Genomic DNA, 22,247 nt, shown 5'->3' with positions numbered 1-22,247 from the left:
GCTCAGCGAGGTCGAAGGCACGGTGCAAGGCCACCGCGACGGGCACGGCTTTCTGCTGCCCGATGACGGGCCGCCGGACATCTACCTGTCCTCGCAGGAAATGCATGCGGTGATGCACGGCGACCGCTTGCGCGTGCGCATCGTGCGCATGGACAAGCGCGGCCGACCCGAGGGCCGGGTGCTCGAGATCCTGGAGCGCAAGAAGCGGCCCATCATCGGCCGCTTGCTGCTGGAGTCGGGCATCTGGATCGTGGCGCCGGAAGACCGGCGCATGGGCCAGGACATCCTGATCCCGAAGAACGGCATCGCCAATGCGGTGGCCGGTCAGGTGGTGGCGGTCGAGTTGACCGAGCCGCCATCGCTGTATTCGCAGCCGGTCGGTCGCGTGGTCGAGGTGCTGGGCGAGATTGACGATCCCGGCATGGAGATCGAGATCGCGGTGCGCAAATACGATGTGCCGCATGCCTTCAGCGCCGAAACCCTGGCGCAGGCCGCCAAGCTGCCCGACCGCTTGCGCGCGGTGGACCTGAAGCAGCGTGTCGACCTGCGCGATGTGCCGCTGGTGACCATCGACGGCGAGGATGCGCGAGACTTCGATGACGCCGTCTACTGCGAGCCGCACAAGCAGGGCCGTGGCAAGAATGCCTTCAGCGGCTGGCGCCTGCTGGTCGCGATCGCCGACGTCAGCCATTACGTCAAGCCCGGCGAGCCGCTGGACCACGATGCCTACGAGCGCGCCACCTCGGTCTACTTCCCGCGCCGCGTGATCCCGATGCTGCCGGAGAAGATCTCCAACGGCCTGTGCTCGCTGGTGCCTTATGAGGACCGCCTGTCCATGGTCTGCGACATGCTGGTCACCCAGGAGGGGGTCACGCATGCCTATCAGTTCTACCCGGCGGTGATACGCTCGCACGCGCGCTTCACCTACACCGAGGTGGCCTCGGTGCTGGCCAATACCCATGGCCCGGAAGCCGCCAAGCGCAAGGAGTTGGTGCCGCATCTGCTGCATCTGCACGAGGTCTATCGCGCGCTGCTGGCGGATCGCAAGAAGCGGGGTGCGGTGGATTTCGAGACCACCGAGACGCAAATCATCTGCGACGACAACGGCCGCATCGAGAAGATCGTGCCGCGCACCCGCAACGAGGCCCACCGTCTGATCGAGGAGGCCATGCTGGCCGCCAATGTCTGCGCGGCCGATTTCATCGCCGGCGCCAAGCACCACTCGCTGTTTCGCGTCCACGAAGGTCCGACGCCGGAGAAGCGCATCGCGCTGCAGGCCTATCTGCGCGCCTTGGGCATCGGTCTGGGCATCAGCGACGACCCCAAGCCCGGCGAGTACCAGGCCATCGCCGCAGCGACCAAGGACCGGCCCGACGCCCAGCAGATCCACAGCATGCTGCTGCGCTCGATGCAGCAGGCCGTCTACACCTCGGCCAATGCCGGCCATTTCGGTCTGGCTTACCAGGCCTACACCCACTTCACCAGCCCGATCCGGCGCTATCCCGACCTGTTGGTGCACCGGGTCATCAAGGCCATGCTGGGCGGCAAGCGCTATCTGCTCGATGCGGCCAAGATGAATGTGCCGATGCCGGCACAGCGCCCCGGCCGCGCCAAGCCCGTCAATCCGGCCACGGTCAGCAATGATCTGGAGCGCTGGGAGGTCGTCGGTGCGCATTGCAGTGCCAACGAGCGTCGTGCCGACGAGGCCTCGCGCGATGTCGAGGCCTGGCTCAAATGCCGCTATATGCGAGAGCATCTGGGCGAGGAGTTCAGCGGCACCGTCAATGCGGTGACCAGCTTCGGTCTGTTCGTGCAGCTCGATGCCCTCTATGTCGAGGGCCTGATCCACATCACCGAGCTGGGTGGCGAGTACTACCGCTTCGACGAGGTGCGCCAGGAGCTGCGCGGCGAGCGCACCGGCATCCGCTACGCGACCGGCGCCAAGGTACGCGTGCAGGTCAGCCGGGTCGACCTGGACGGCCGCAAGATCGACTTCCGTCTGGTGCAGGACACGGACGAGGCGCGCCTGGTGGCACGGGCACTGCGCGACAAAGGCGCCAGCGACCGGGCCGCAGCGCTCGCGCCCGAATCGGCCAGCGAGGCGCTGGAGCAGGTGCGTCGCCAGGACCGTGAGCTCAAGGCCGAGCTCAGGGCGGGGCGCAAGGCGGGCGGCAAGAGCGGAGGCAAGGGCGCCAAGTCGGCGGCCCACCCGGTCAAGGCGGCGCGCAAGACGGCGCGCGCCGGCGGCGTCAAGAGCACCGAGACGCGCAAGCGCCGCTGAGCGGCCTCAGTCGCTGGCGTGCAGCGCGTGCATGCCCTCGATCAGATCGGCGGCCCTCAGCGGGCCGCCTTTTTGGGCGTCGCCCGCCAGCCCGTGCCAGCAGGCGGCGGCGCAGGCGAGGGTGTGAGTGGCGGCCGGGTCGTCGCCGCGATATTGCGCCCACAAGCCGCCCAGCCAGCCGGCCAGCACATCGCCGGTGCCGGCTGTCGCCAGCGCCGCACTGCCGCTGCCGTTGATGGCCGGCACTTGCTGCGGGCTGGCGATCACCGTGCCCGAGCCCTTCAGCAGCACGGTGCAGCCGAATTCCAGGCTCAGCGCCTGTGCGGCGCCGAGCCGGTCGGCCTGTACCTGGGGGGTATCGGCCTGCAGAAGTCGTGCAGCCTCCAAGGGGTGTGGGGTCAGCAGGCTGGGGTGACCCAGGCTCTGGCGCCCGCGCAGCAACTGGCGCAGATGGGCGTCGGCGGCGATGGCATTGAGCGCGTCGGCATCCAGCACCAGGCGGCGGGCGTGCCGCAGCAGATCGGGCAAGGGGGCCGCGATCGCCGCGCCGCCGCCGCAGCCTGCCACCACGATATGGTGCTGCCAGCTGTCCGGGAACTGCAGCAGTGATTCCGACCAGTTCATCAGCTCGGGCCGGTCCTGCGGCGCGGCGACCCCGGCCTCGGCCTGCAGCAGGCAGGCGTAGACGCGGCCGGCGCCCGCCGCCAGGGCCGCGCGCGCCGCCAGCCAGGCGGCGCCGCGCATGCCGGCGGCACCGCCGACCACCAGCACATCGCCCCAGCTGCCCTTGTGGCTGGCGTGCCCGCGCGGTCCGCTGAGTCGCCGCCAGTCGCGCAAGGCCTGCCGCCCCAGCAGCTGCGCATCGGCGCTGCCGGCCGGTAGGTGGCCCAAATCGTCCCACCAGATCTCGCCGCACAGGCTGCGGCCCTCGGCCGTGAACAGGCCGGGCTTCAAGCTCAGCAGCGCCAGCGTGTGCTGCGCCTGCACGCTCAGCGAGGCCCGGCCGCTGTCGCCATCCATGCCGCTGGGCAGGTCCACCGCCAGCGTCGGCGCAGGGTGGTGGTTGATCAGGCGAATCGCTTCGGCGACGGCGCCGTCGGGAGTGCGGCTCAGTCCCATACCCAGCAGGGCGTCGATCAGTAGATCGGCCTTGGGCGGGCTGGTCGGCAGCACCGTCTCGATCGCCAGGCCGGCCGCCTGCGCCTGCTGCAAAGCCCAGCCGGCATCGGGTGGCGCGGCGCGGCCGGCAGTGCTGCACAGGCTGATGCGCACCTGCTTGCCGGCGGCCTGCAGCAGCCGGGCGGCCACCAGGCCGTCGCCGCCGTTGTTGCCGGGCCCGCACAGCAACCAGATCTGGCGGGCATGCGGTTGCAGTGCCAGCGCCAGCTTGGCGATGGCGGCGCCGGCGCGCTGCATCAGCTCGTGAGGTCGGGTCGCCTGCAAGGCCTGGGCCTCGATCGTGCGGCTGCTGGCCGTGCGATGCAGCGGCAGGTGCTCGAGCGATCGCAGGGCGGGGCGCATGAGGGCAGATTAGCGCAAACGGCCGATGTCCAGGCCCTCGACATCGACGCCCGGTGATAGCCCCGCGAGCTGATCGGCCAGCACGCGCGCCGAACCGCAGGCCAGCGCCCAGCCGCTGCTGCCGTGGCCGAGGTTCAGCCAGACGCCGGCCGCGCCGCTGGCGCCCAGCACCGGCGGGCCGTCGGGCAGCATCGGGCGAGCACCCTTCCAGCGCTGCGTCTGCGTTGTGTGCGTGGCGCCGGGAAACCAGTCGTGCAGCACCTTGTGCAGGGTGGCGATGGACTTGGCATTGAAGGTGGCCGGATCGCCGCCCAGCTCGGCGCTGCCGGCCACGCGCACGCGCTGGCCGATACGGCTGATCGCGACCTTGTAGCGCTCGTCCATCAGGCCGGCGCGCGGCCCCAGATCGGGGTGGGCCTCGAGCTGGCGCAGCGGCGCGGTGATCGAGTAGCCGTGCACGGCGGCCAGCGGCAGCTTCAGGCCCAGTGGGCGCAGCAGCGTGGCCGAGCCCATCGCGGCGCAGACGATGATGGCATCGAAGCGCTCCTGCTGCGGCTCGATGGGCTGGGGCAGGGTGGACGGACCTTCGCGGCTGGCGGCCTCGTTGCGCACGATCTGACCCTCGTCGGGTGGCGTGTACTCATGCACCAGCAGCGGCGCGCTGCCCGGCTCGATGCGGCGCACCGTCGTGTGGAAACGAAAGCGCACGCCCAGACGCTGGGCCTCACCGCGCAGCAGATGGGTGAACTGGCGGCAGTTGCCGACCTCGTCCTGCGCCAGATGAATGCCGCCGGCCAGTGCGGTGTCCGGATTCAGGCCGGGCTCGACGGCCCGGCATTGAGTGGCGTCCAGCAGCTTGTGGGCCACACCGAGCTCGCCCAGCAGTTGCAGGCCCGGCTGGGCCGCGGCCAGCTCGCGCGCGCTGCGCAGCAGCACCAGATAGCCGTCGGCGCGCTCGTAGTCCAGCTGCAGCTGCTGGCGCAGCATGCGCAGGCGCTCGGCGCTGTAAGCCGCCAGCCCATGCATGCGGCGCCGGTTCGTGGCATGGGTCTTGGGCTTGCAGGCCCGCCACCAGCGCCACAGCCAGGCCAGTGTGGCGGCGCTGGGCGGGCCGCCCAGCCGCGCCGCGGCATGGCTGGCGAACAGCTGGCGCAGCAGCTTGCCCGGCATGCCCGGTGCGGCCCAGGGGCCGACATAGCCGGGCGCGACGATGCCGGCGTTGGCAAAGCTGGTCTCGGCCGCGACGCTGCCGCTGCGCTCGAACACGGTGACCTCGTGGCCGTCCGCGCCGAGCTCGTAGGCGGTGCTGACGCCGATGATGCCGGCGCCTATGACTGCGATGCGCATCTCAGCCTCCCCGCTTCTGATCGGCGGGCTCGGCGGCCACAGGTTCTTGCATCGCGTCGGCGGCTCGCACGGGGCCGCTGTGCAGGCCTTGCGGGGCGCCGCTCAGGTTGTGGGGCATGGGTCGTGTATACTCTTTGGGTTTTGCTGTTTGCGAGTCTGCTCATCCGGGCGGGAGGCAACGCAAAACTAATCGCAAACCGGCTATCGAAAGGTGTTGCTGCTGCTTGAAGTGTGCAGGGCAATTCGAGCCGGATTTTAGACACAACCTTCGGAGTTACCCATGTCCGTTACGATGCGTGAAATGCTGGAAGCCGGCGTCCACTTTGGTCACCAAACCCGCTTCTGGAACCCCAAGATGGCCCCGTATATCTACGGCCATCGCAACAAGATTCACATCATCAACCTCGAGAAGACGCTGCCCGCGTTCGAAGAGGCGATGAAGTTCGTGCGCCAGCTGTCCGCCAAGCGCGGCACCGTGCTGATGATCGGCACCAAGCGCCAAGCCCGTGAAGTGATCGCCCTGGAAGCCCAGCGCGCCGGCGTGCCTTATGTCGACCAGCGTTGGCTGGGCGGCATGATGACCAATTTTAAGACGGTCAAGGGCTCGCTGAAGAACCTGAAGGACATGCAAGCCCAGGTCGACGCCGGCACCCAGCCCGCGATCAAGAAGGAAGCGCTGATGTTCCAGCGTGACCTGGCCAAGCTGGAAAAGAACATCGGCGGCATCCAGGACATGGGCGCCCTGCCGGACGCGATCTTCGTGATCGACGTCGGCTATCACAAGATTGCCGTGGCCGAAGCCAAGAAGCTGGGCATTCCGGTGATCGGCGTGGTTGACACCAACCACTCGCCCGAAGGTATCGACTACGTGATCCCCGGCAACGATGACTCGGCCAAGGCCGTGGCCCTGTACGCCAAGGCCGTGGCCGACGCGGTGCTGGAAGGCCGTGCCAACGCCGGCAACGAGCTGGTGCAAGCCGTGGCCCCGGCCGGCGACGAGTTCGTGGAAGTCAGCGAAGGCGCTTAAGCCTTCAGCGCCTAGGTGAGAGGGGGCTGAGTTCAGCCCCCTTTTTTCAAAGCAAATGCAAAAGGGTGCGGTGGGGCGAAAGCACACGGCGCTCGCAAGAAACGGAGAAAGAAAATGGCTGCTATTACCGCAAGCATGGTCGGCGAGCTGCGCGCCCGCACCGATGCACCGATGATGGAATGCAAGAAGGCCCTGACCGAAGCCGAAGGCGATCTGGTCCGTGCCGAGGAAATCCTGCGTGTCAAGCTGGGCAACAAGGCCGGCAAGGCTTCGTCGCGCGTGACCGCCGAAGGCGTGGTTGCCACCGCCGTGGTCGGTGCCAATGGCGCGCTGCTGGAAGTCAACTGCGAGACCGACTTCGTCTCGAAGAACGACGCCTTCCTGGCTTTCGTCAACGCCTGTGCCGGCCTGATCGCCGAGCAGGCGCCGGCCGACGTGGCCGCGCTGTCGGCCCTGCCGCTGTCGCAAGAAGGCTTCGGCCCGACCGTGGAAGATGTGCGCAAGGGCCTGATCGGCAAGATCGGCGAGAACATGTCGATCCGCCGCTTCCAGCGCTACGCCTCGGGTGCCAAGCTGGCTTCCTATCTGCACGGCACCCGCATCGGCGTGGTGGTCGAGTTCGACGGTGACGAAGTCGCCGCCAAGGACGTCGCCATGCATATCGCCGCGATGAAGCCGGCCGCGCTGTCGTCGGCCGATGTGCCGGCCGAGCTGGTCGAGAAGGAGCGCAAGATCGCTGCCGAGAAGGCTGCCGAGTCCGGCAAGCCGGCCGACATCGTCGCCAAGATGGTCGAGGGTTCGGTGCAGAAGTTCCTGAAGGAAGTCTCGCTGCTGGACCAGGTCTTCGTGAAGGCCGCCGACGGCAAGCAGACCGTGGGCGCGATGCTCAAGGACAAGGCCACCACGGTGAAGGGCTTCACCCTGTACGTGGTGGGTGAGGGCATCGAGAAGAAGGTGGACGACTTCGCCGCCGAGGTGGCCGCTCAGGTGGCCGCCGCCAAGGGGCAGTAAGCCCCGGCAGAAATAAAGGGCGCCAGTGGCGCCCTTTACACTTGTGCCCGCGACTTTGGACCCACGAGGTCTGGAAGAATCGCGGCACTCAACAGCATTGACGAGGTAAGAATGCCCGCGCATAAACGCATCCTGCTCAAACTCTCCGGCGAGGCCCTGATGGGCGACGACGCCTACGGCATCAACCGCGCCACCATCGTGCGCATGGTGCAGGAGGTGCGGGAGATCACGCAAATGGGCGTCGAGGTGGCCGTCGTGATCGGCGGCGGCAACATCTTCCGCGGCGTCGCCGGCGGCTCGGTGGGCATGGATCGCGCCACCGCCGACTACATGGGCATGCTGGCCACGGTGATGAATTCGCTGGCCCTGGCCGACACGATGCGCCAGGAAGGCATGACGGCCCGCGTGATGTCGGCCATCGCGATCGAACAGGTGGTCGAGCCCTATGTGCGCCCGAAGGCCTTGCAATACCTCGAAGAAGGCAAGGTGGTGATCTTCGCGGCCGGCACCGGCAACCCCTTTTTCACGACCGATACCGCCGCCGCGCTGCGTGGCGCCGAGATCGGCGCCGAGATCGTGCTGAAGGCCACCAAGGTGGACGGTGTCTACAGCGCCGACCCCAAGAAGGACCCGAACGCCACGCGCTACTCGCGCATCAGCTTCGACGAGGCCATCGCCAAGAACCTGCAGGTGCTGGACGCCACTGCCTTCGCGCTGTGCCGCGACCAGAAGCTGCCGATCAAGGTGTTCAGCATCTTCAAGCCGGGTGCGCTCAAGCGCGTCGTGATGGGCGAAGACGAAGGCACGCTGGTCCACGTGTGAGGCGGGCCCCGCGTTAGAGACTAAGACAGAGCAAGGTCAAGAATCATGAGCACTGCAGATATCAAGAAGACGGCCGAACAGAAGATGGCCAAGTCGGTGGAGTCCTTCAAGAGCGAGTTGCAGAAGATACGCACCGGTCGCGCCCACCCCGGCATCCTCGACCAGGTCAGCGTCGACTATTACGGCTCCATGGTGCCGATCTCCCAGGTGGCCAATGTCACCCTGGTCGATGCCCGCACGATCAGCGTCCAGCCCTGGGAAAAAGGCATGGGCGCCAAGATCGAGAAGGCGATCCGCGAGTCGGATCTGGGCCTGAACCCCGCCACCCAGGGTGATCTGATCCGCGTGCCTATGCCGGCGCTGACCGAAGAGCGCCGCCGCGACCTGACCAAGGTGGTGCGCAATGCCGGTGAGGACGCCAAGATCGCGGTGCGCAATCTGCGCCGCGACGCCAACGAGCAGGCCAAGAAGCTGCTGAAGGACAAGCTGATCACCGAGGACGACGAGCGTCGCAGCACCGACGAGGTGCAGAAGCTGACCGACCGCACGATCGCCGAGATCGACAAGCTGATCTCCGGCAAAGAAGCCGAGATCATGGCGGTTTGAGCGGAAGCGCTGCGGTGACTATCGAGAGCAAGGCGGTCCCCCGCCACGTCGCCATCGTGATGGATGGCAATGGCCGCTGGGCGAAGAAGCGCTTTCTGCCGCGCTTCTTCGGCCACAAGCAGGGCGTCGATGCCCTGGTCAAGGTGGTGCAGGCCTGCATCGACCGCGACATCGAGTATCTGACCGTGTTTGCCTTCTCCAGCGAGAACTGGAAGCGACCCAGCGACGAGGTCTCGGGCCTGATGGGCCTGGTGCTGGCGGCGGTGTCGCGCTATCTGGCGCGCATGGGTGCGATGGGGGTGCGCATCCGCATCGTCGGCGACCGCGAGGCGGTGTCCGACAAGCTGCGCAATGCCTGGAACGAGGCCGAGGCCTCGACCCGCCACAACAGCAAGCTGACGCTCAATGTCGCCTTCAACTACGGCGGCCGCTGGGACATCGTGCAGGCCACCAAGGCCGCGATCAAGGCCGGCGTGCCGGCCGAGGAAATGACCGAGGCCAAGCTCGGCGAGTTCATGGCGATGAGCTACGCGCCCGATCCGGACCTGTTCATCCGCACCGGTGGCGAGGTGCGCATCAGCAACTTCATGCTCTGGCAGGTGGCTTACACCGAGTTCGTGTTCTCCGACTGCCTGTGGCCGGAGTTCGGCGAGGCCCAGCTGGATGCGGCGATCGCTGCCTTCCGCGCGCGTGATCGGCGCTTTGGCGGCGTCAAGGAAGTGCCGGCTGCGGTTGGCGCCTGAGCATGCTCAAACAGCGCATTCTCACGGCCCTGGTGCTGCTGGCGGTTCTGCTGCCGGCCCTGTTCGCGGCCTCGCCCTGGCCGTTCGCGCTGCTGACCCTGGTGATGATCGCCGCAGCGGGCTGGGAGTGGTCGCGGCTGAACGGTCTGCCCGGCCTGCCGGCCCTGTTGTTCGGCGCCGGTATTGCCGGCCTTTGTGCCGGGACCTTGCTGGCCATGGGCCTGAGCGCGCCGCCGGCCTGGTGCTGGTGGCTGGCGGCCCTGATCTGGGTGCTGGGCGGGGCCTATGCGCTGCGCGGCGGGCCGGCGGCCTGGCCGCAGGCTTCCAAGCCCTTGCGGCTGATTCTCGGCGCGCTGGCGCTCTGGGCTGCCTGGCTGGCGATGGCCCAGGCCAAGGCCGTCGGCATCAATTTCCTGCTGTCCATCTTCTGTCTGGTCTGGATGGCCGATATCGCGGCCTATTTCGGCGGGCGGACCTTCGGCCGTCGCAAGCTGGCGCCAGCGATCAGCCCCGGCAAGAGCTGGGAGGGCGTCTGGACCGGCATGCTGGGCGTGCTGCTGCTGGGCTTTGCCTGGGCTTTTGGCATTGATCGCCAACTGGCGGTCGATTCGCCCAGTCTCTATCAGCTGCTGCTGCGGGCTCAGACCTTGCCCGTTGGCGTGCTGGCCCTGCTGTTCCTGAGCTGCATGAGTGTGGTCGGCGATCTGTTCGAGTCCCTGATCAAGCGGGCCGTCGGTGCCAAGGACAGCAGCCAGCTGCTGCCCGGCCATGGCGGCGTGCTGGATCGGGTCGATGCCTTGCTGCCGGTGTTTCCGCTGGCCCTGGCCCTGAGTTCTCTGAGTCATCTGAAATGAATCTGTCCCAACGTCAGCGTGTTTGCGTGCTCGGCGCCACCGGCTCGATCGGCGTCAACACCTTGGACGTGCTGGCCCGCCACTCGGACCGCTACGAGGTGTTTGCGCTCAGCGCGATGAGCCGGGTCGACGAGTTGGCCGCGCAATGCCTGCAGCATCGGCCCCGTTTTGCCGTGCTGCCCGATCCGGTCCTGGCGGCCCAGCTGCGCCGCCTGCTACGCGAGCAAGGCTTGAAGACCGAGGTGCTGGACGGCCCGAACAGCCTGGCCGAGATCGCCGCCCACCCTGAGGTCGATGCGGTGATGGCTGCCATCGTCGGCTCGGCCGGCCTGGCGCCGGCCATCGCTGCCGCGCGCGCCGGCAAGAAGCTGCTGCTGGCCAACAAGGAAGCCATCGTGCTGGGCGGCGCGCTGTTCATGCAGGCGGTCGATCAGGGTGGCGCCAGCCTGCTGCCGATCGACAGCGAGCATTCGGCCATCTTCCAGTGCCTGCCCGAGGACCGCTCGACCTGGCATCAGCGGCTCGACCACATCGTGCTGACCGCGTCCGGCGGCCCTTTCCGCCAGCGTGATCCGGCCAGCCTCGCGGCCGTCACGCCCGACGAGGCCTGCGCCCATCCGAACTGGGTGATGGGTCGCAAGATCTCGGTCGATTCGGCGACCATGATGAACAAGGCGCTGGAGGTGATCGAGGCACGCTGGCTGTTCGGCCTGAGGCCCGAGCAGATCAAGGTCGTGATCCATCCGCAGAGCATCATCCATTCGATGGTGGTGTGCCGCGACCAGTCGGTGCTGGCCCAGCTCGGCACGCCCGATATGCGGGTGCCGATTGCCTATGGCCTGGCCTTCCCGGAGCGCATCGCGACCGGCGCCAAGACCCTGGACCTGGTCGGCGGACCCTCGCTGACCTTTGAGGAGGCCGACGCGATCCGCTTCCCCGGCCTGCACCTGTCCTGGCAGGCCTTGCGCGCCGCCGAGGGCGCGACCGCGGTGCTGAACGCCGCCAACGAGGAGGCGGTTGCCGCCTTCCTGGAGCGGCGCCTGCGCTTTGATCAGATCCACCAGATCAACCAGCGCAGCCTTGAGGAGCTGCATCCCGAGGCCGGTGAATGCGCCAGCGTCGAGGGCCTGCTGGTGCTGGACCAGCGCGCCCGCCGTCATGCCCGGGCGCTGATGCAGGGTCTGGCCGCGTGATGGTCACGATCCTGGCTTTTCTGCTGACCCTGGGCGTGCTGATCGTCGTGCACGAGTGGGGGCACTACCGCGTGGCCAAGGCCTGCGGCGTCAAGGTGCTGCGCTTTTCGGTGGGCTTCGGCCGCGTGATCTGGCGGCGCCAGAGCGGGCCCGATGCCACCGAGTTCACCCTGTCGGCCCTGCCGCTGGGCGGTTATGTGCGCATGCTCGACGAGCGCGAGGGCCCGGTGGCGCCGCACGAGCGCGCCCAGGCCTTCAACAACAAGCCGCTGCGCCAGCGCGCCGCCATCGTTGCGGCCGGCCCGGTGGCGAACTTCCTGCTGGCGATCGCCCTGTTCGCGGCGGTCAATCTGATGGGTGTCGATGAGCCCAAGCCCGTGCTGGGCGCGCCGCTGGCCGGCAGCCTGGCCGAGCGGGCCGGCATGCGCGTCGGCGACTGGGTGCAGGCGACCTCGCGCGATGGCCAGGACTGGACCGAGCTGCAGTCGCTGCCCGAGCTGCGCTGGCAGCTGACCCAGGTGCTGTCCGATGGCGGCAAGCTGCATCTGAGCGTCAGCGATGCGCAAGGCCATGGCCGGCGCGTGTTGGTGCTCGACACCGAGGCCTTGCGGGGCCGCGAGCTCGATGCGCAGCTGATGCGCGAGGTGGGCCTGGGCGGTGCTTTCAGCGAGCCGGTGCTGGGCGAGCTGGTGGCCGGTGGCGCTGGGGCGCAGGCCGGGCTGCAGCGCGGCGACCGGGTGCTCAGTGTCGATGGCCGGCCGGCCGGTGATGCGGCCGCGCTGCGCGAACTGATACGCGCCAGCGCCCAGGGCGTCGAGGGTGAGCGCGCGCCCGCGATGCAGTGGCAGGTCGAGCGCGCGGGTCAGGTCTTGGTGCTGGAGGTCAGGCCGCGCATCGTCAACGACGCCGGCCAGCGCCTGGGCCGCATCGAGGCCATGCTGGGTTCGGCGCCCGAGTTGGTGACGGTCAGCCATGGGCCGCTGGATTCGCTGTGGCTGGGTGCCAAGCGCACCTGGGATGTCTCGACGCTGACCCTGACAACCTTCGGCCGCATGCTGATCGGCGAGGCCTCGCTGAAGAACCTCAGCGGGCCGATCACGATTGCCGACTATGCGGGCCAGTCCGCCAAGCTGGGCCTGACCCAGTACCTGAGCTTTCTCGCGCTGGTCAGCGTCAGCCTGGGTGTGCTGAACCTGCTGCCGCTGCCGATGCTCGATGGCGGACACCTGATGTATTATCTTTTCGAGGGTTTGAGCGGCCGCCCCGTTTCGGAATGGTGGCTCCGGCAGCTGCAACGCGCTGGCGTGTTGGTCATGCTGCTGATGATGACTCTGGCCCTTTCCAATGACATGGCCCGCCTGCTGGGCCTGCACTGATCTCACATGTCCTCATCTCATTGCAAGTCTGCGCTGATGCGCCCGTCAATCCTGGCTTTGGCGTTGGCCGCCGCGCTGCAGTCGGGCGCCGCCTGGGCCGTCGATCCTTTTGTGCTGAAGGACATCCGCGTCGAGGGTCTGCAGCGCACCGACCCCGGCACCGTGTTCGCATCGCTGCCCTTCCGCATCGGTGACACCTACAACGACGAGAAGGGCGTGGCCGCGCTGCGCGCGCTGTTCGCGACCGGCCTGTTCAAGGATGTGCGCATCCAGATCGACGGCGACTCGGCCGTGGTCGTGATCGAGGAGCGGCCCATCATCGCCAATGTCAGCTTCATCGGTCTGAAGGAGTTCGACACCGAGGCGCTGACCAAGTCGCTGAAGGACGTGGGCATCGGCGAAGGCAAGCCCTTCGACAAGGCCCTGGCCGACCGCGCCGAGCAGGAGCTGAAGCGGCAATACCTGACCCGCAGCCTGTATGGCGCCGAGGTCAGCACCACCATCACGCCGCTGGAGCGCAACCGTGTCAACGTCAGCTTTGCCGTGACCGAGGGCGAACCGGCCAAGATCGGCGAGATCCGCATCCTCGGCTCCAAGGTGTTCTCGGAGAGCACCTTGACCGGGTTGCTGGAGCAGACCACCAGCGGCTGGCTGACTTGGTATACCAAGACCGACCGCTACTCGCGCGCCAAGCTCAATGCCGATCTGGAGACGCTGCGCTCCTACTATCTGAATCGCGGCTATCTGGAGTTCGCCGTCACCTCGACCCAGGTGACGATCTCGCCGGACAAGCAGAGCATCAATATCGCGATCACCGTCAACGAAGGCCAGCCCTACACGGTGACCGAGGTCAAGCTCGAAGGCGAGTTCCTCGGCCGCGAGGAAGACTTCAAGAGCCTGATCGCGCTGAAGCCCGGCGAGCCCTATCGCGGCGAGGCCGTGGCCCAGACAACCCGGCTCTTTACCGATCTTTACGGCACCTATGGCTACGCCTTTGCGCGCGTCGAGAGCCGGCCCGAGATCGACCGCGCCACCGGCCAGGTGGTCGTGACCTTTGTGGCCGAGCCGCAGCGCCGCGTCTATGTGCGCCGCGTCATCATCTCCGGCAACACGCGCACCCGCGACGAGGTGATACGCCGCGAGTTCCGCCAGTTCGAGTCGGCGTGGTACGACGGCCGCCGCATCAAGGCCTCGCGCGACCGCGTCGAGCGCCTGGGCTATTTCAAGGAAGTCGAGATCGACACCACCGAGGTGCCGGGTGCGCCCGACCAGGTCGATGTGACGCTGACGGTCGAAGAGCGCCCGACCGGCAACATCATGGTCGGCGCCGGCTACTCCAGCGCCAACAGCCTGTCGCTGTCGGGCTCGATCAAGCAGGACAATGTGTTCGGCTCGGGCAACTACCTGGGCATCGAGGTCAACACCGCGAAGACCGGCCGTGCGCTGGTGCTTAGCACGGTGGACCCGTATTTCACGGTCGACGGCGTGTCGCGTGCGATCGATCTGTTCTACCGCACGACCAAGCCGATCAACACGCTGGGCGAGGAGTACGAGCTGGTCAGCCATGGCGCCGCCGTGCGCTTCGGCGTGCCCTTCTCCGAGGTCGACACGGTGTTTTTCGGCCTCGGCTACGAGCTGACCCGCATCACCACCTCGGCCGGCCTGCCCAATAGCTACTTCCTGTTCCGCCATCAGTTCGGCTCGTCCAGCATGGCGATCCCGTTCACGATCGGCTGGCAGCGCGACGACCGCGACAGCATCCTGTCGCCGACCTCGGGCAAGTACCAGCGCGTCAATCTGGAGCTCAGCGCGGTCGGCGATTCGCGCTATGCGCGTGCCAATCTGCAATACCAGCACTACATCCCGCTGGGCAACAAGTTCACGCTGGGCCTGAACAGCGAGCTGGGCTGGGGCAAGGGCATCGGCGGTCGCCCCTACCCGATCTTCAAGAACTTCTATGCCGGCGGCCTGGGTTCGGTGCGGGTCTTCGAGGCGAATTCGCTCGGCCCAGTCGACGTGACCGGCTCCTATTCGGGCGGCAGCCGCCGTATCAATGTCAACGCCGAGCTCTATGTGCCCGTTCCAGGGGCTGGCAATGACAAGACCTTCCGCTTGTTCGGCTTCATGGATGCCGGCAATGTGTGGCGCGATGGTGAGAAGATCACCGGCGACTCGGTACGGGCCTCGGCCGGTATCGGTTTGAGCTGGCTTTCTCCCATGGGGCCGTTGAAGATGAGCTATGGTTCGCCGGTGCGCAAGAAGCCCACGGATAGAATCGAGAAATTCCAATTCCAGATCGGGACTGCATTCTGATGAAGAGCAAGCTGTTGAAATCGGTGGCCTTGGCCGCCATGGTGTGTGCATCGACGCTGTCGGCGCAGGCGCAAGAAGTGAAGATCGGCTACGTCAACAGCGAGCGCGTGATGCGTGAGGCCAATCTGGCCAAGGCAGCACAGCTCAAGCTGGAGGCCGAGTTCGGCAAGCGCGAGAAAGAGCTGAAGGATCTGGAAACCAAGCTGCGCGGCGCCGCCGACAAGCTGGAGAAGGATGCCCCGACGCTGGGCGAGGCCGAGAAGACCCGTCGCCAGCGCGATCTGGTCGAGGCCGACCGCGACCTGCAGCGCAAGCGCCGCGAGTGGCAGGAAGACCTGACCCAGCGCAAGAACGAAGAGCTGTCGGTGCTGGTCGAGCGGGCCAACAAGGTCATCAAGCAGATCTTCGACGCCGACAAGTACGACCTGATCGTGCAGGATGCGCTGCACGCCAGCAACCGCATCGACATCACCAAGAAGGTGATCGACGCGCTCAACTCGCAGAAGTGAGCTTCAGCGCCCCGCTGAACGAAGTGATCGCCGCCCTGGGCGGCGATCTTGTTGGTGCCTCCGATCTGCGCCTCGCGCGCATCGGGCCGCTGGAGGGCGCGGACGCCGCCACCATCGCCTTTCTGGCCAACCCGCGCTACCGCTCGCAGCTGTCGGCCAGCCAGGCCGGCTGCGTGATCGTGGGCCCGGCGATGGCCGAGGCCGCTGCCGAGCGCGGCGGCGCCTACATCGTCACGCCCGATCCCTATCTCTACTTTGCCCGGCTGACCCAGTGGTGGGCCGCGCGGGTGCGTCCGTCCGCGCCGGCCCGCATTCACCCGAGCGCGGTGATCGATCCTGATGCCGAGCTGGGCGAGGGCGTGGACATCGGGCCGCTGGCCGTGATCGAGGCCGGTGTGCGCATTGCTGCCGGCGCGCGCATCGGCGCACACTGCGTGCTCGAGCGCGGCGCCAGCGTCGGCGCCGACAGCCGATTGGCGCCGCGCGTCACGCTGGGCTTTGACTGCCGCATCGGCGCGCGCTGCATCGTGCACAGCGGCGCGGTGATCGGCGCCGACGGCTTCGGCTTCGCGCCCACAAAATCGGATGACGGGCAGGGCCGCTGGGAAAAGATCGAGCAGCTCGGCGCGGTCGTCATCGGCGACGATGTCGAGATCGGTGCCAACAGCTGCATCGACCGCGGTGCGCTGGGCGACACGGTGCTGGAAGATGGCGTCAAGCTCGACAACCTGGTGCAGATCGGTCACAACGTGCGCGTCGGCGCCCACACGGCGATGGCCGGCTGCGCCGGCGTGGCCGGCAGTGCCGTCATCGGCAGGCAATGCACGGTGGGCGGTGGCGCCATCGTGCTGGGCCATCTGAGCCTGGCCGATGGCGTGCATGTCTCGGCTGCCACCGTCGTGACCCGCTCGATCGCCAAGCCCGGCACCTATAGCGGTGTGTTTCCCTTCGACGACAATGCGAGCTGGGAAAAGAACGCCGCCACATTGAGACAATTGCACGCGCTGCGTGAGCGCCTGCGGGCGCTTGAAAAGAAGTTATGACGACATCCATGGACATCCATCAGATCCTCAAGAAGATCCCGCACCGCTATCCGCTGCTGCTGGTCGATCGCGTGCTGGAGATCGAAAAAGGCAAGCGCATCCGCGCGCTGAAGAACGTCAGCATCAACGAGCCGCACTTCCTCGGCCATTTCCCGCACCGCCCGGTGATGCCCGGTGTGCTGATGCTGGAAGCGCTGGCCCAGGCCGCCACCGTGCTGACCCTGGTCAGCCTGGATGCCGAGCTGGACGACAAGACGGTCTGCTATTTCGCCGGCATCGACGGCGCGCGCTTCAAGCGTCCGGTCGAGCCGGGCGACCAACTGGTGCTGGACGTCACCTTGGACCGCGCCAAGGCCTCGATCTACAAGTTCACCGGCAAGGTCTGGGTCGGCGAGGAGCTGGCCTGCGAGGCCGAGCTGATGTGCACGATGCGCCGCATCGACTGCTGAACCCGTCGGAGTCGCGAGCCATGTCCAAGATCCATCCGACGGCCCTGATCGACCCCAAGGCCGAGCTGGACAGCTCGGTCCAGGTGGGCCCCTACACCGTCATCGAGGCCGGCGTGAAGATAGCCGCCGGCACGACGGTGGGGGCGCACTGCGTGCTGCAGGGGCCGACGACGATCGGCCGCGACAACCAGATCTTCCAGTTCTGCTCGATCGGCGCGGCGCCGCAGGACAAGAAGTACGCCGGCGAGCCGACGCAGCTGATCATCGGCGACCGCAATGTGGTGCGCGAGTTCTGCACCTTCAACCGCGGCACGACGCAGGACGACGGCATCACTTCGCTGGGCGACGACAACTGGATCATGGCCTATGTGCATCTGGCCCATGACTGCAAGGTCGGCAACAAGACCATCTTCGCCAACAACGCGCAGCTGGCCGGCCATGTGCATGTCGGCGACTGGGCCATCCTCGGCGGCTTCACCGTCGTGCATCAGTTCGTCCATATCGGCGCGCACAGCATGACGGCCATGGGCTCCATCCTGTTCCAGGACCTGCCGCCCTTCATCATGGCGGCCGGCAACACTGCGGAGGCGCGCAGCTTCAACCAGGAAGGCCTGAAGCGCCGGGGCTTCACGCCCGAGCAGATCAATGCGGTCAAGCAGATGTACCGCATCCTCTACCGTCGCGGTCTGACCGTGGCCCAGGCCGAGATCGAGATGGCCGGCCTGCAGGCCTCGCATCCCGAGGCCAAGGACACGGTGCAGCTGATGCGGGACTTCCTGCACGGCGCCACGCGCGGCATCATCCGCTGACACGATGAAGGACACCGCGCCCCGCTTTGGCATGGTGGCCGGCGAGGCCTCCGGTGATCTGCTCGGCGGCCTGCTGCTGCCGGGGCTGCGCCAGCGCTGGCCGGACCTCACCGCCCAGGGCATCGGCGGCCCCCGCATGGCCGCCCAGGGCTTCGAGGCCTGGTGGCCGCACCACAAGCTCTCGGTTTTCGGCTATGTCGATGCCTTGCTGCATTTGCGCGAGATCCTGTCTATCCGCCGGCAGCTCGCCGCCCGGCTGCTGACCGATGCGCCGCAGGCCTTCATCGGCATCGACGCGCCCGACTTCAACTTCGCGCTGGAGGCGCAGCTGAAGGCCGCCGGCATCAAGTCCATCCACTTCGTCTGCCCCTCGATCTGGGCCTGGCGCGGCGAGCGTGTCGACAAGATCCGTCGCTCGGTCGACCATGTGCTGTGCCTGTTCCCCTTCGAGCCCGAGCTGCTGCAGCGCGCCGGCATCGCGGCGAGCTATGTCGGCCATCCGCTCGCCGATGCGATCCCGCTGGAGCCGCCCAAGGCGGCCAGCCGTGCGGCGCTGGGCCTGGGCGAGGGCGATACCGTCGTGGCCCTGCTGCCGGGCAGCCGCAAGAGCGAGATCCGCTACATCGCCGCGCCGCTGCTGCAGGCCGCGCTGCTGATGCAGCGCGCGCGGCCCGGGCTGCGCTTCGTGATGCCGGTGGCGCCGGGGCTGCGCGAGCTGATCACGCCGCTGCTGCCAACGGGGCTGGATCTGCTGCTGCTCGATGGCCGCTCGCATGAGGCGCTGGCCGCCTGCGACATCACGCTGGTGGCCAGCGGCACGGCGACCCTGGAGGCCGCGCTGTTCAAGCGCCCGATGGTGATTGCCTACCGCATGCACTGGCTCAACTGGCAGCGCATCAAGAGCCGGCGCTACCAGCCCTGGGTGGGCCTGCCCAATGTGCTGGCCAATGAGTTTCTGGTGCCCGAGCTGCTGCAGGACGAGTGCACGCCGGCGGCGCTGGCGCGTGAGGGCCTGGCCTGGCTGAACGACGATGCGCGCTACGCGCGGGCGCAAGCGCGCTTCCAGCAGCAGCACGAGACCCTGCGCTGCAACACGGCTCAGCTGGCCACCGCTGCGATCGCGAAGGTCATCGGCCATGCCTGAGCCCATGCCGCAACAGCTGGGCCTGAGCTGGGACGCGCCCGGCCTGGTCGCCGGCGTCGACGAGGCCGGCCGCGGCCCGCTGGCCGGGCCGGTGGTGGCCGCGGCGGTGATCCTCGACGAGCTGCACCCAATCCTGGGCCTGGCCGACTCCAAGGTGCTGACCGAGAAGAAGCGCGAGCGCCTGTTCGATGAGATCCGCGCGAAGGCGCTGTGCTGCTGCATCGCCGAGGCCAGCGTCGAGGAGATCGACCGGCTCAACATTTTGCAGGCCACAATGCTGGCGATGCGTCGTGCGGTCGAGGGCCTGCGGCTCAAGCCCACCAAGGTGCTGGTCGACGGCAACCGCCTGCCGGTGCTGAAGATCCCGGCCGAGGCCATCGTCAAGGGCGATTCGAAGGTGCAGGCGATCTCGGCCGCCTCCATCCTGGCCAAGGTCACGCGCGACCGCCAATGCCTGGCCATGCACGAGTTGCATCCCGAATATGGCTTCGCCGGCCACAAGGGCTATCCGACCGCCGACCATCTCGCGGCCCTGCGCGCCCATGGCGCGTGCGCCTGGCACCGGCGCAGCTTCGGCCCGGTGCGACAGTTGCTGGAATCCTCATGAGCCAAGTTCTGCACATCACCTCGCGCGACAACCCGGTGCTGCAGCGCCTGCGCAAACTCTCGCAGGACGGCAGCGCCTACCGCAAGCTGGGTTCGGTCTGGCTGGAGGGCGACCATCTGGTGCGCGCCTGCCTGCAGCGCGGCCATGCGGTGAACCTGGCGGTGGTGACCGAGACCGGTTATGCCCAATCGCCCGCGCTGCAGGCCTTGGCCGATGCCGCGCCCAAGGTGCTGGTGGTGCCGGACGCCCTGTTCAAGACACTCAGCGGCCTGGAGTCGCCGGCGCAGATCGGCTTCGAGGTTCCCCATGCCGAGGGCCAGATCTTGACGCCGGGCCTGGACTCGGTGGTGCTGGACCGGCTGCAGGATGCCGGCAATGTCGGCACGATTCTGCGCAATGCGGCGGCGATGGGCTTCCGCCAGATCCTGGCCTTGAAGGGCACGGCCGCACTGTGGAGTCCCAAGGTGCTGCGCGCCGGCATGGGCGCGCATTTCGGCCTGCGCCTGATCGAGGGCCTGGCCCCGTCCGATCTCGACACGCTGGGCGTGCCCCTGGTCGCGACCAGCTCGCATGCCGGCCAGCAACTGCATCAGCTTCAGCTACCCAGTCCTTGCGCCTGGGTCATGGGCCATGAAGGGCAGGGCGTGCAGCCCGAGCTGATGCAGCGCTGCGCGCTGACCGTGGGCATTCCGCAGCCGGGCGGCGAAGAGTCGCTGAATGTCGGCAGCGCGGCGGCGATCTGCCTGTACGAATCGGCGAGGCAGCGGCTACAGGGCTAGCGCGATCACGCCGCCGGCGATGCAGCCGGCGCCCAGCAGTCGCCAGTGGCGCTCATCTTCCTTGAGCAACTGCCCGCCCAGCAGGGCCGCGACCAGCATCGACAGCTCGCGCATCGGCGCCACCCGCGACAGCGGTGCCAGTTGCATCGCGTACAGCACCAGCAGATAGGCCGTCGGGCTCAATACCGCCATCATCAGTACATAGGGCCATTGCCGCTTCAGCGCCGGCATGAAGCCGGCATGGTCGCGCAGCACGGCTGGCAGGGCGAAGGGGAGACGGAAGACATTGCCCACCCAGGAGATCAGCAACGGAGAAACCAGCAGCACCTTGATCGCATAGGCGTCCACCACGGTGTAAGCGGCAATCGTGAATCCGGTCAGCGCTCCCCAGAGAATGCCGAGTCGTCGGCGCGCGCGGGCCTCGGCACTGCCGACGCTGCGCCACAGCTCCGGACCGGCCGCGATCAGCACGATGCCGGCCACGATGGCGGCCAAGCCCAACGCGCCATGCAGGCCGAGGCTTTCGCCCAGCAGCAGTACGGCGGCGAGACTGGAAAGCAGCGGTCCGCTGCCGCGCGCCACCGGGTAGACGATGTTCAGGTCGGAGACCCGGTAGCCCTTCAACAAGCTATTGAAGTAGGCCAGATGCAGCACCGCGCTGGCCAGCGCGCAGAGCCAGACTTCCAGCGACCATTGTGGCAACTCCTGCCAGCCCATATAGAGCGCAGCCGGCGCCCACAATACGCTGATGCCAAGGGTGCTGGCCAGGACGAAATGGTGGTCGCCCTTGGCCCTCTTGGCACCCAGGTTCCATAGCGCATGCAAGACCGCCGCCAGCAGCACCAGCGCCAAGGCGGACAGGGGCATCAGTAGATCAGCCGATCCGGCCGGATGTCGCGCAGAATCGTCGTCGCGATTTCCTCGATGGACTTGTGCGTCGACGACAGCCAGGCGATGCCGTCGCGCTTCATCATCTTCTCGGCCTCGTTGATCTCGTAGCGGCAGTTTAGGATATCGGCGTACTTGCTGCCGGGGCGGCGTTCGTTGCGGATCTGCGAGAGCCGCTCCGGGTCTATGGTCAGGCCGAAGCACTTGCTCTTGTGCGGCGCCAGCGAGGCGGGCAGCTTGCCGCGCTCGAAGTCCTCGGGGATCAACGGGTAGTTGGCGGCCTTGACGCCGTGCTGCATGGCCAGGTACAGCGAGGTCGGTGTCTTGCCGCTGCGCGACACGCCGACCAGGATGACATCGGCCACATCGAGGTTCTTGGCCGACTGGCCGTCATCATGGGCCAGCGAGAAATTGATGGCCTCGATGCGATCGTGATATTCCTGGCTGCGGGCGATGTCGGAGAAGCGGCCGACCCGGTGGTTGGACTTGACCTCGAACTCGTCTTCCAGCGGCTCGATGAAGGTGCCGAACATGTCCAGCACCCGGCCGGTGCAGTGGTCGCGCATGATCTTTAGCACATCACGGTCGACCAGGGTCGCGAACACGATGGCGCGCTTGCCCTCGCGCTCGCCGGTCTCATTGATCTCGCGCACCACCGCATAGGCCTTCTCGGCCGTGTCGACAAAGGGACGGCGCACATGGCGCGGCTTGGTCGGAAACTGGGCCAGGATGGAGTTGCCGAAGGTCTCGGCGGTGATGCCGGTGCCATCCGAGACGAAATACACGGTGCGATTGGGCATAGGGTGCTGCTTCTAAGTGCCTGGACATCATAGTGGCGCTTGCCCGTAGAATCGGCGCCAACATCCCGCGACGCCCATTCTCCATGCAGCCCGCCCGCCTCCTACAAGAATCCAGAAATGGTGGA

General features: G+C 67.4%; 21 protein-coding genes. 17 read left to right on the top strand and 4 right to left on the bottom strand.

Annotated elements, in window-relative coordinates; all coding sequences use genetic code 11:
• The first annotated feature begins 22 nt into the window (after positions 1-22).
• The gene (gene rnr / locus ABGI63_RS15875) at positions 23-2,281 is read left to right on the top strand and encodes a ribonuclease R (RefSeq protein WP_432767427.1); all 2,259 of its coding nucleotides are present in this window, start codon (positions 23-25) and stop codon (positions 2,279-2,281) included.
• Positions 2,282-2,287: 6 nt separating this feature from the next.
• On the opposite strand, the gene ABGI63_RS15870 is transcribed toward rnr, so the two are convergent.
• Positions 2,288-3,802 carry an NAD(P)H-hydrate dehydratase gene (locus ABGI63_RS15870; RefSeq protein ID WP_349743333.1) on the bottom strand — a complete coding sequence of 505 codons (1,515 nt, stop codon included), beginning with the start codon at positions 3,800-3,802 and terminating at the stop codon, positions 2,288-2,290.
• A 9-nt stretch (positions 3,803-3,811) separates the two neighbouring features.
• Positions 3,812-5,149, bottom strand: a complete 1,338-nt coding sequence (locus tag ABGI63_RS15865; RefSeq protein WP_349743332.1) for an FAD-dependent oxidoreductase — start codon at positions 5,147-5,149, stop codon at positions 3,812-3,814.
• Between the two features lie 280 nt (positions 5,150-5,429).
• Between ABGI63_RS15865 and rpsB the strand changes: the two genes are divergently transcribed.
• The 16 genes from rpsB (at position 5,430) to ABGI63_RS15785 (ending at position 20,434) form a co-directional block, all read left to right on the top strand.
• On the top strand, positions 5,430-6,176 hold the full coding sequence (gene rpsB / locus ABGI63_RS15860; RefSeq protein WP_137941764.1) for a 30S ribosomal protein S2: 747 nt from the start codon (positions 5,430-5,432) through the stop codon (positions 6,174-6,176).
• Between the two features lie 114 nt (positions 6,177-6,290).
• Positions 6,291-7,187, top strand: coding sequence for a translation elongation factor Ts (gene tsf / locus ABGI63_RS15855; protein WP_137941765.1), 897 nt, complete (start codon positions 6,291-6,293; stop codon positions 7,185-7,187).
• Between the two features lie 111 nt (positions 7,188-7,298).
• Positions 7,299-8,009, top strand: a complete 711-nt coding sequence (gene pyrH / locus ABGI63_RS15850; RefSeq protein WP_137941766.1) for a UMP kinase — start codon at positions 7,299-7,301, stop codon at positions 8,007-8,009.
• A 45-nt stretch (positions 8,010-8,054) separates the two neighbouring features.
• Entirely contained in the window at positions 8,055-8,615 is a 561-nt protein-coding gene (gene frr / locus ABGI63_RS15845; RefSeq protein ID WP_137941767.1) for a ribosome recycling factor, read from the top strand.
• A gap of 14 nt (positions 8,616-8,629) precedes the next feature.
• Positions 8,630-9,358 (top strand): polyprenyl diphosphate synthase, encoded by a 729-nt coding sequence (gene uppS / locus ABGI63_RS15840; RefSeq protein ID WP_349743331.1) that lies wholly within the window; start codon positions 8,630-8,632, stop codon positions 9,356-9,358.
• 2 nt (positions 9,359-9,360) lie between these two features.
• On the top strand, positions 9,361-10,212 hold the full coding sequence (locus tag ABGI63_RS15835; RefSeq protein WP_349743330.1) for a phosphatidate cytidylyltransferase: 852 nt from the start codon (positions 9,361-9,363) through the stop codon (positions 10,210-10,212).
• Entirely contained in the window at positions 10,209-11,405 is a 1,197-nt protein-coding gene (locus ABGI63_RS15830) for a 1-deoxy-D-xylulose-5-phosphate reductoisomerase (RefSeq protein ID WP_349743329.1), read from the top strand. Before ABGI63_RS15835 ends, ABGI63_RS15830 begins: the two co-directional genes overlap by 4 nt.
• Positions 11,402-12,781 carry an RIP metalloprotease RseP gene (rseP, locus tag ABGI63_RS15825; protein WP_349743328.1) on the top strand — a complete coding sequence of 460 codons (1,380 nt, stop codon included), beginning with the start codon at positions 11,402-11,404 and terminating at the stop codon, positions 12,779-12,781. The genes ABGI63_RS15830 and rseP overlap by 4 nt, the downstream gene beginning before the upstream one ends.
• A gap of 36 nt (positions 12,782-12,817) precedes the next feature.
• Positions 12,818-15,094, top strand: coding sequence for an outer membrane protein assembly factor BamA (gene bamA / locus ABGI63_RS15820; RefSeq protein WP_349743327.1), 2,277 nt, complete (start codon positions 12,818-12,820; stop codon positions 15,092-15,094).
• Positions 15,094-15,603 carry an OmpH/Skp family outer membrane protein gene (locus ABGI63_RS15815; RefSeq protein WP_272645529.1) on the top strand — a complete coding sequence of 170 codons (510 nt, stop codon included), beginning with the start codon at positions 15,094-15,096 and terminating at the stop codon, positions 15,601-15,603. The genes bamA and ABGI63_RS15815 overlap by 1 nt, the downstream gene beginning before the upstream one ends.
• Positions 15,600-16,646, top strand: coding sequence for a UDP-3-O-(3-hydroxymyristoyl)glucosamine N-acyltransferase (gene lpxD, locus ABGI63_RS15810; RefSeq protein ID WP_349743326.1), 1,047 nt, complete (start codon positions 15,600-15,602; stop codon positions 16,644-16,646). The genes ABGI63_RS15815 and lpxD overlap by 4 nt, the downstream gene beginning before the upstream one ends.
• An 8-nt stretch (positions 16,647-16,654) precedes the next feature.
• On the top strand, positions 16,655-17,095 hold the full coding sequence (gene fabZ, locus ABGI63_RS15805; RefSeq protein ID WP_137941774.1) for a 3-hydroxyacyl-ACP dehydratase FabZ: 441 nt from the start codon (positions 16,655-16,657) through the stop codon (positions 17,093-17,095).
• 20 nt (positions 17,096-17,115) lie between these two features.
• Entirely contained in the window at positions 17,116-17,904 is a 789-nt protein-coding gene (gene lpxA, locus ABGI63_RS15800) for an acyl-ACP--UDP-N-acetylglucosamine O-acyltransferase (RefSeq protein ID WP_137941775.1), read from the top strand.
• A 4-nt stretch (positions 17,905-17,908) separates the two neighbouring features.
• Complete coding sequence (gene lpxB / locus ABGI63_RS15795; RefSeq protein WP_349743325.1) at positions 17,909-19,048, top strand: lipid-A-disaccharide synthase; 1,140 nt, start codon at positions 17,909-17,911, stop codon at positions 19,046-19,048.
• On the top strand, positions 19,017-19,655 hold the full coding sequence (rnhB, locus tag ABGI63_RS15790) for a ribonuclease HII (RefSeq protein ID WP_432767431.1): 639 nt from the start codon (positions 19,017-19,019) through the stop codon (positions 19,653-19,655). Before lpxB ends, rnhB begins: the two co-directional genes overlap by 32 nt.
• The gene (locus ABGI63_RS15785) at positions 19,652-20,434 is read left to right on the top strand and encodes a TrmH family RNA methyltransferase (protein ID WP_349743323.1); all 783 of its coding nucleotides are present in this window, start codon (positions 19,652-19,654) and stop codon (positions 20,432-20,434) included. Before rnhB ends, ABGI63_RS15785 begins: the two co-directional genes overlap by 4 nt.
• Here the strand turns inward: ABGI63_RS15785 and ABGI63_RS15780 are convergent.
• Together ABGI63_RS15780 and ppsR are read right to left on the bottom strand one after the other, a co-directional pair.
• The gene (locus ABGI63_RS15780) at positions 20,423-21,301 is read right to left on the bottom strand and encodes an EamA family transporter (protein ID WP_349743322.1); all 879 of its coding nucleotides are present in this window, start codon (positions 21,299-21,301) and stop codon (positions 20,423-20,425) included. The two genes, ABGI63_RS15785 and ABGI63_RS15780, sit on opposite strands and share 12 nt — an antisense overlap.
• Positions 21,301-22,122 (bottom strand): posphoenolpyruvate synthetase regulatory kinase/phosphorylase PpsR, encoded by an 822-nt coding sequence (gene ppsR, locus ABGI63_RS15775; protein WP_266005847.1) that lies wholly within the window; start codon positions 22,120-22,122, stop codon positions 21,301-21,303. The genes ABGI63_RS15780 and ppsR overlap by 1 nt, the downstream gene beginning before the upstream one ends.
• Between the last annotated feature and the right edge of the window lie 125 nt (positions 22,123-22,247).

The organism is Roseateles cavernae, from assembly GCF_040187885.1.
GTDB classification, from domain to species: Bacteria; Pseudomonadota; Gammaproteobacteria; order Burkholderiales; family Burkholderiaceae_C; genus Roseateles_E; species Roseateles_E cavernae.
This window is presented reverse-complemented; position numbering and strand designations above follow the sequence as displayed.

Excerpts from the sequence above, each read along its gene's own strand:
- ABGI63_RS15870 (WP_349743333.1), bottom strand. The coding sequence starts at position 3,802 with ATGCGCCCCGCCCTGCGATCGCTCGAGCACCTGCCGCTGCATCGCACG.
- ABGI63_RS15865 (WP_349743332.1), bottom strand. The coding sequence starts at position 5,149 with ATGCGCATCGCAGTCATAGGCGCCGGCATCATCGGCGTCAGCACCGCC.
- rpsB (WP_137941764.1), top strand. The coding sequence starts at position 5,430 with ATGTCCGTTACGATGCGTGAAATGCTGGAAGCCGGCGTCCACTTTGGT.
- tsf (WP_137941765.1), top strand. The coding sequence starts at position 6,291 with ATGGCTGCTATTACCGCAAGCATGGTCGGCGAGCTGCGCGCCCGCACC.
- pyrH (WP_137941766.1), top strand. The coding sequence starts at position 7,299 with ATGCCCGCGCATAAACGCATCCTGCTCAAACTCTCCGGCGAGGCCCTG.
- frr (WP_137941767.1), top strand. The coding sequence starts at position 8,055 with ATGAGCACTGCAGATATCAAGAAGACGGCCGAACAGAAGATGGCCAAG.
- ABGI63_RS15835 (WP_349743330.1), top strand. The coding sequence starts at position 9,361 with ATGCTCAAACAGCGCATTCTCACGGCCCTGGTGCTGCTGGCGGTTCTG.
- ABGI63_RS15830 (WP_349743329.1), top strand. The coding sequence starts at position 10,209 with ATGAATCTGTCCCAACGTCAGCGTGTTTGCGTGCTCGGCGCCACCGGC.
- bamA (WP_349743327.1), top strand. The coding sequence starts at position 12,818 with ATGCGCCCGTCAATCCTGGCTTTGGCGTTGGCCGCCGCGCTGCAGTCG.
- ABGI63_RS15815 (WP_272645529.1), top strand. The coding sequence starts at position 15,094 with ATGAAGAGCAAGCTGTTGAAATCGGTGGCCTTGGCCGCCATGGTGTGT.
- fabZ (WP_137941774.1), top strand. The coding sequence starts at position 16,655 with ATGGACATCCATCAGATCCTCAAGAAGATCCCGCACCGCTATCCGCTG.
- lpxA (WP_137941775.1), top strand. The coding sequence starts at position 17,116 with ATGTCCAAGATCCATCCGACGGCCCTGATCGACCCCAAGGCCGAGCTG.
- lpxB (WP_349743325.1), top strand. The coding sequence starts at position 17,909 with ATGAAGGACACCGCGCCCCGCTTTGGCATGGTGGCCGGCGAGGCCTCC.
- ABGI63_RS15785 (WP_349743323.1), top strand. The coding sequence starts at position 19,652 with ATGAGCCAAGTTCTGCACATCACCTCGCGCGACAACCCGGTGCTGCAG.
- ABGI63_RS15780 (WP_349743322.1), bottom strand. The coding sequence starts at position 21,301 with ATGCCCCTGTCCGCCTTGGCGCTGGTGCTGCTGGCGGCGGTCTTGCAT.
- ppsR (WP_266005847.1), bottom strand. The coding sequence starts at position 22,122 with ATGCCCAATCGCACCGTGTATTTCGTCTCGGATGGCACCGGCATCACC.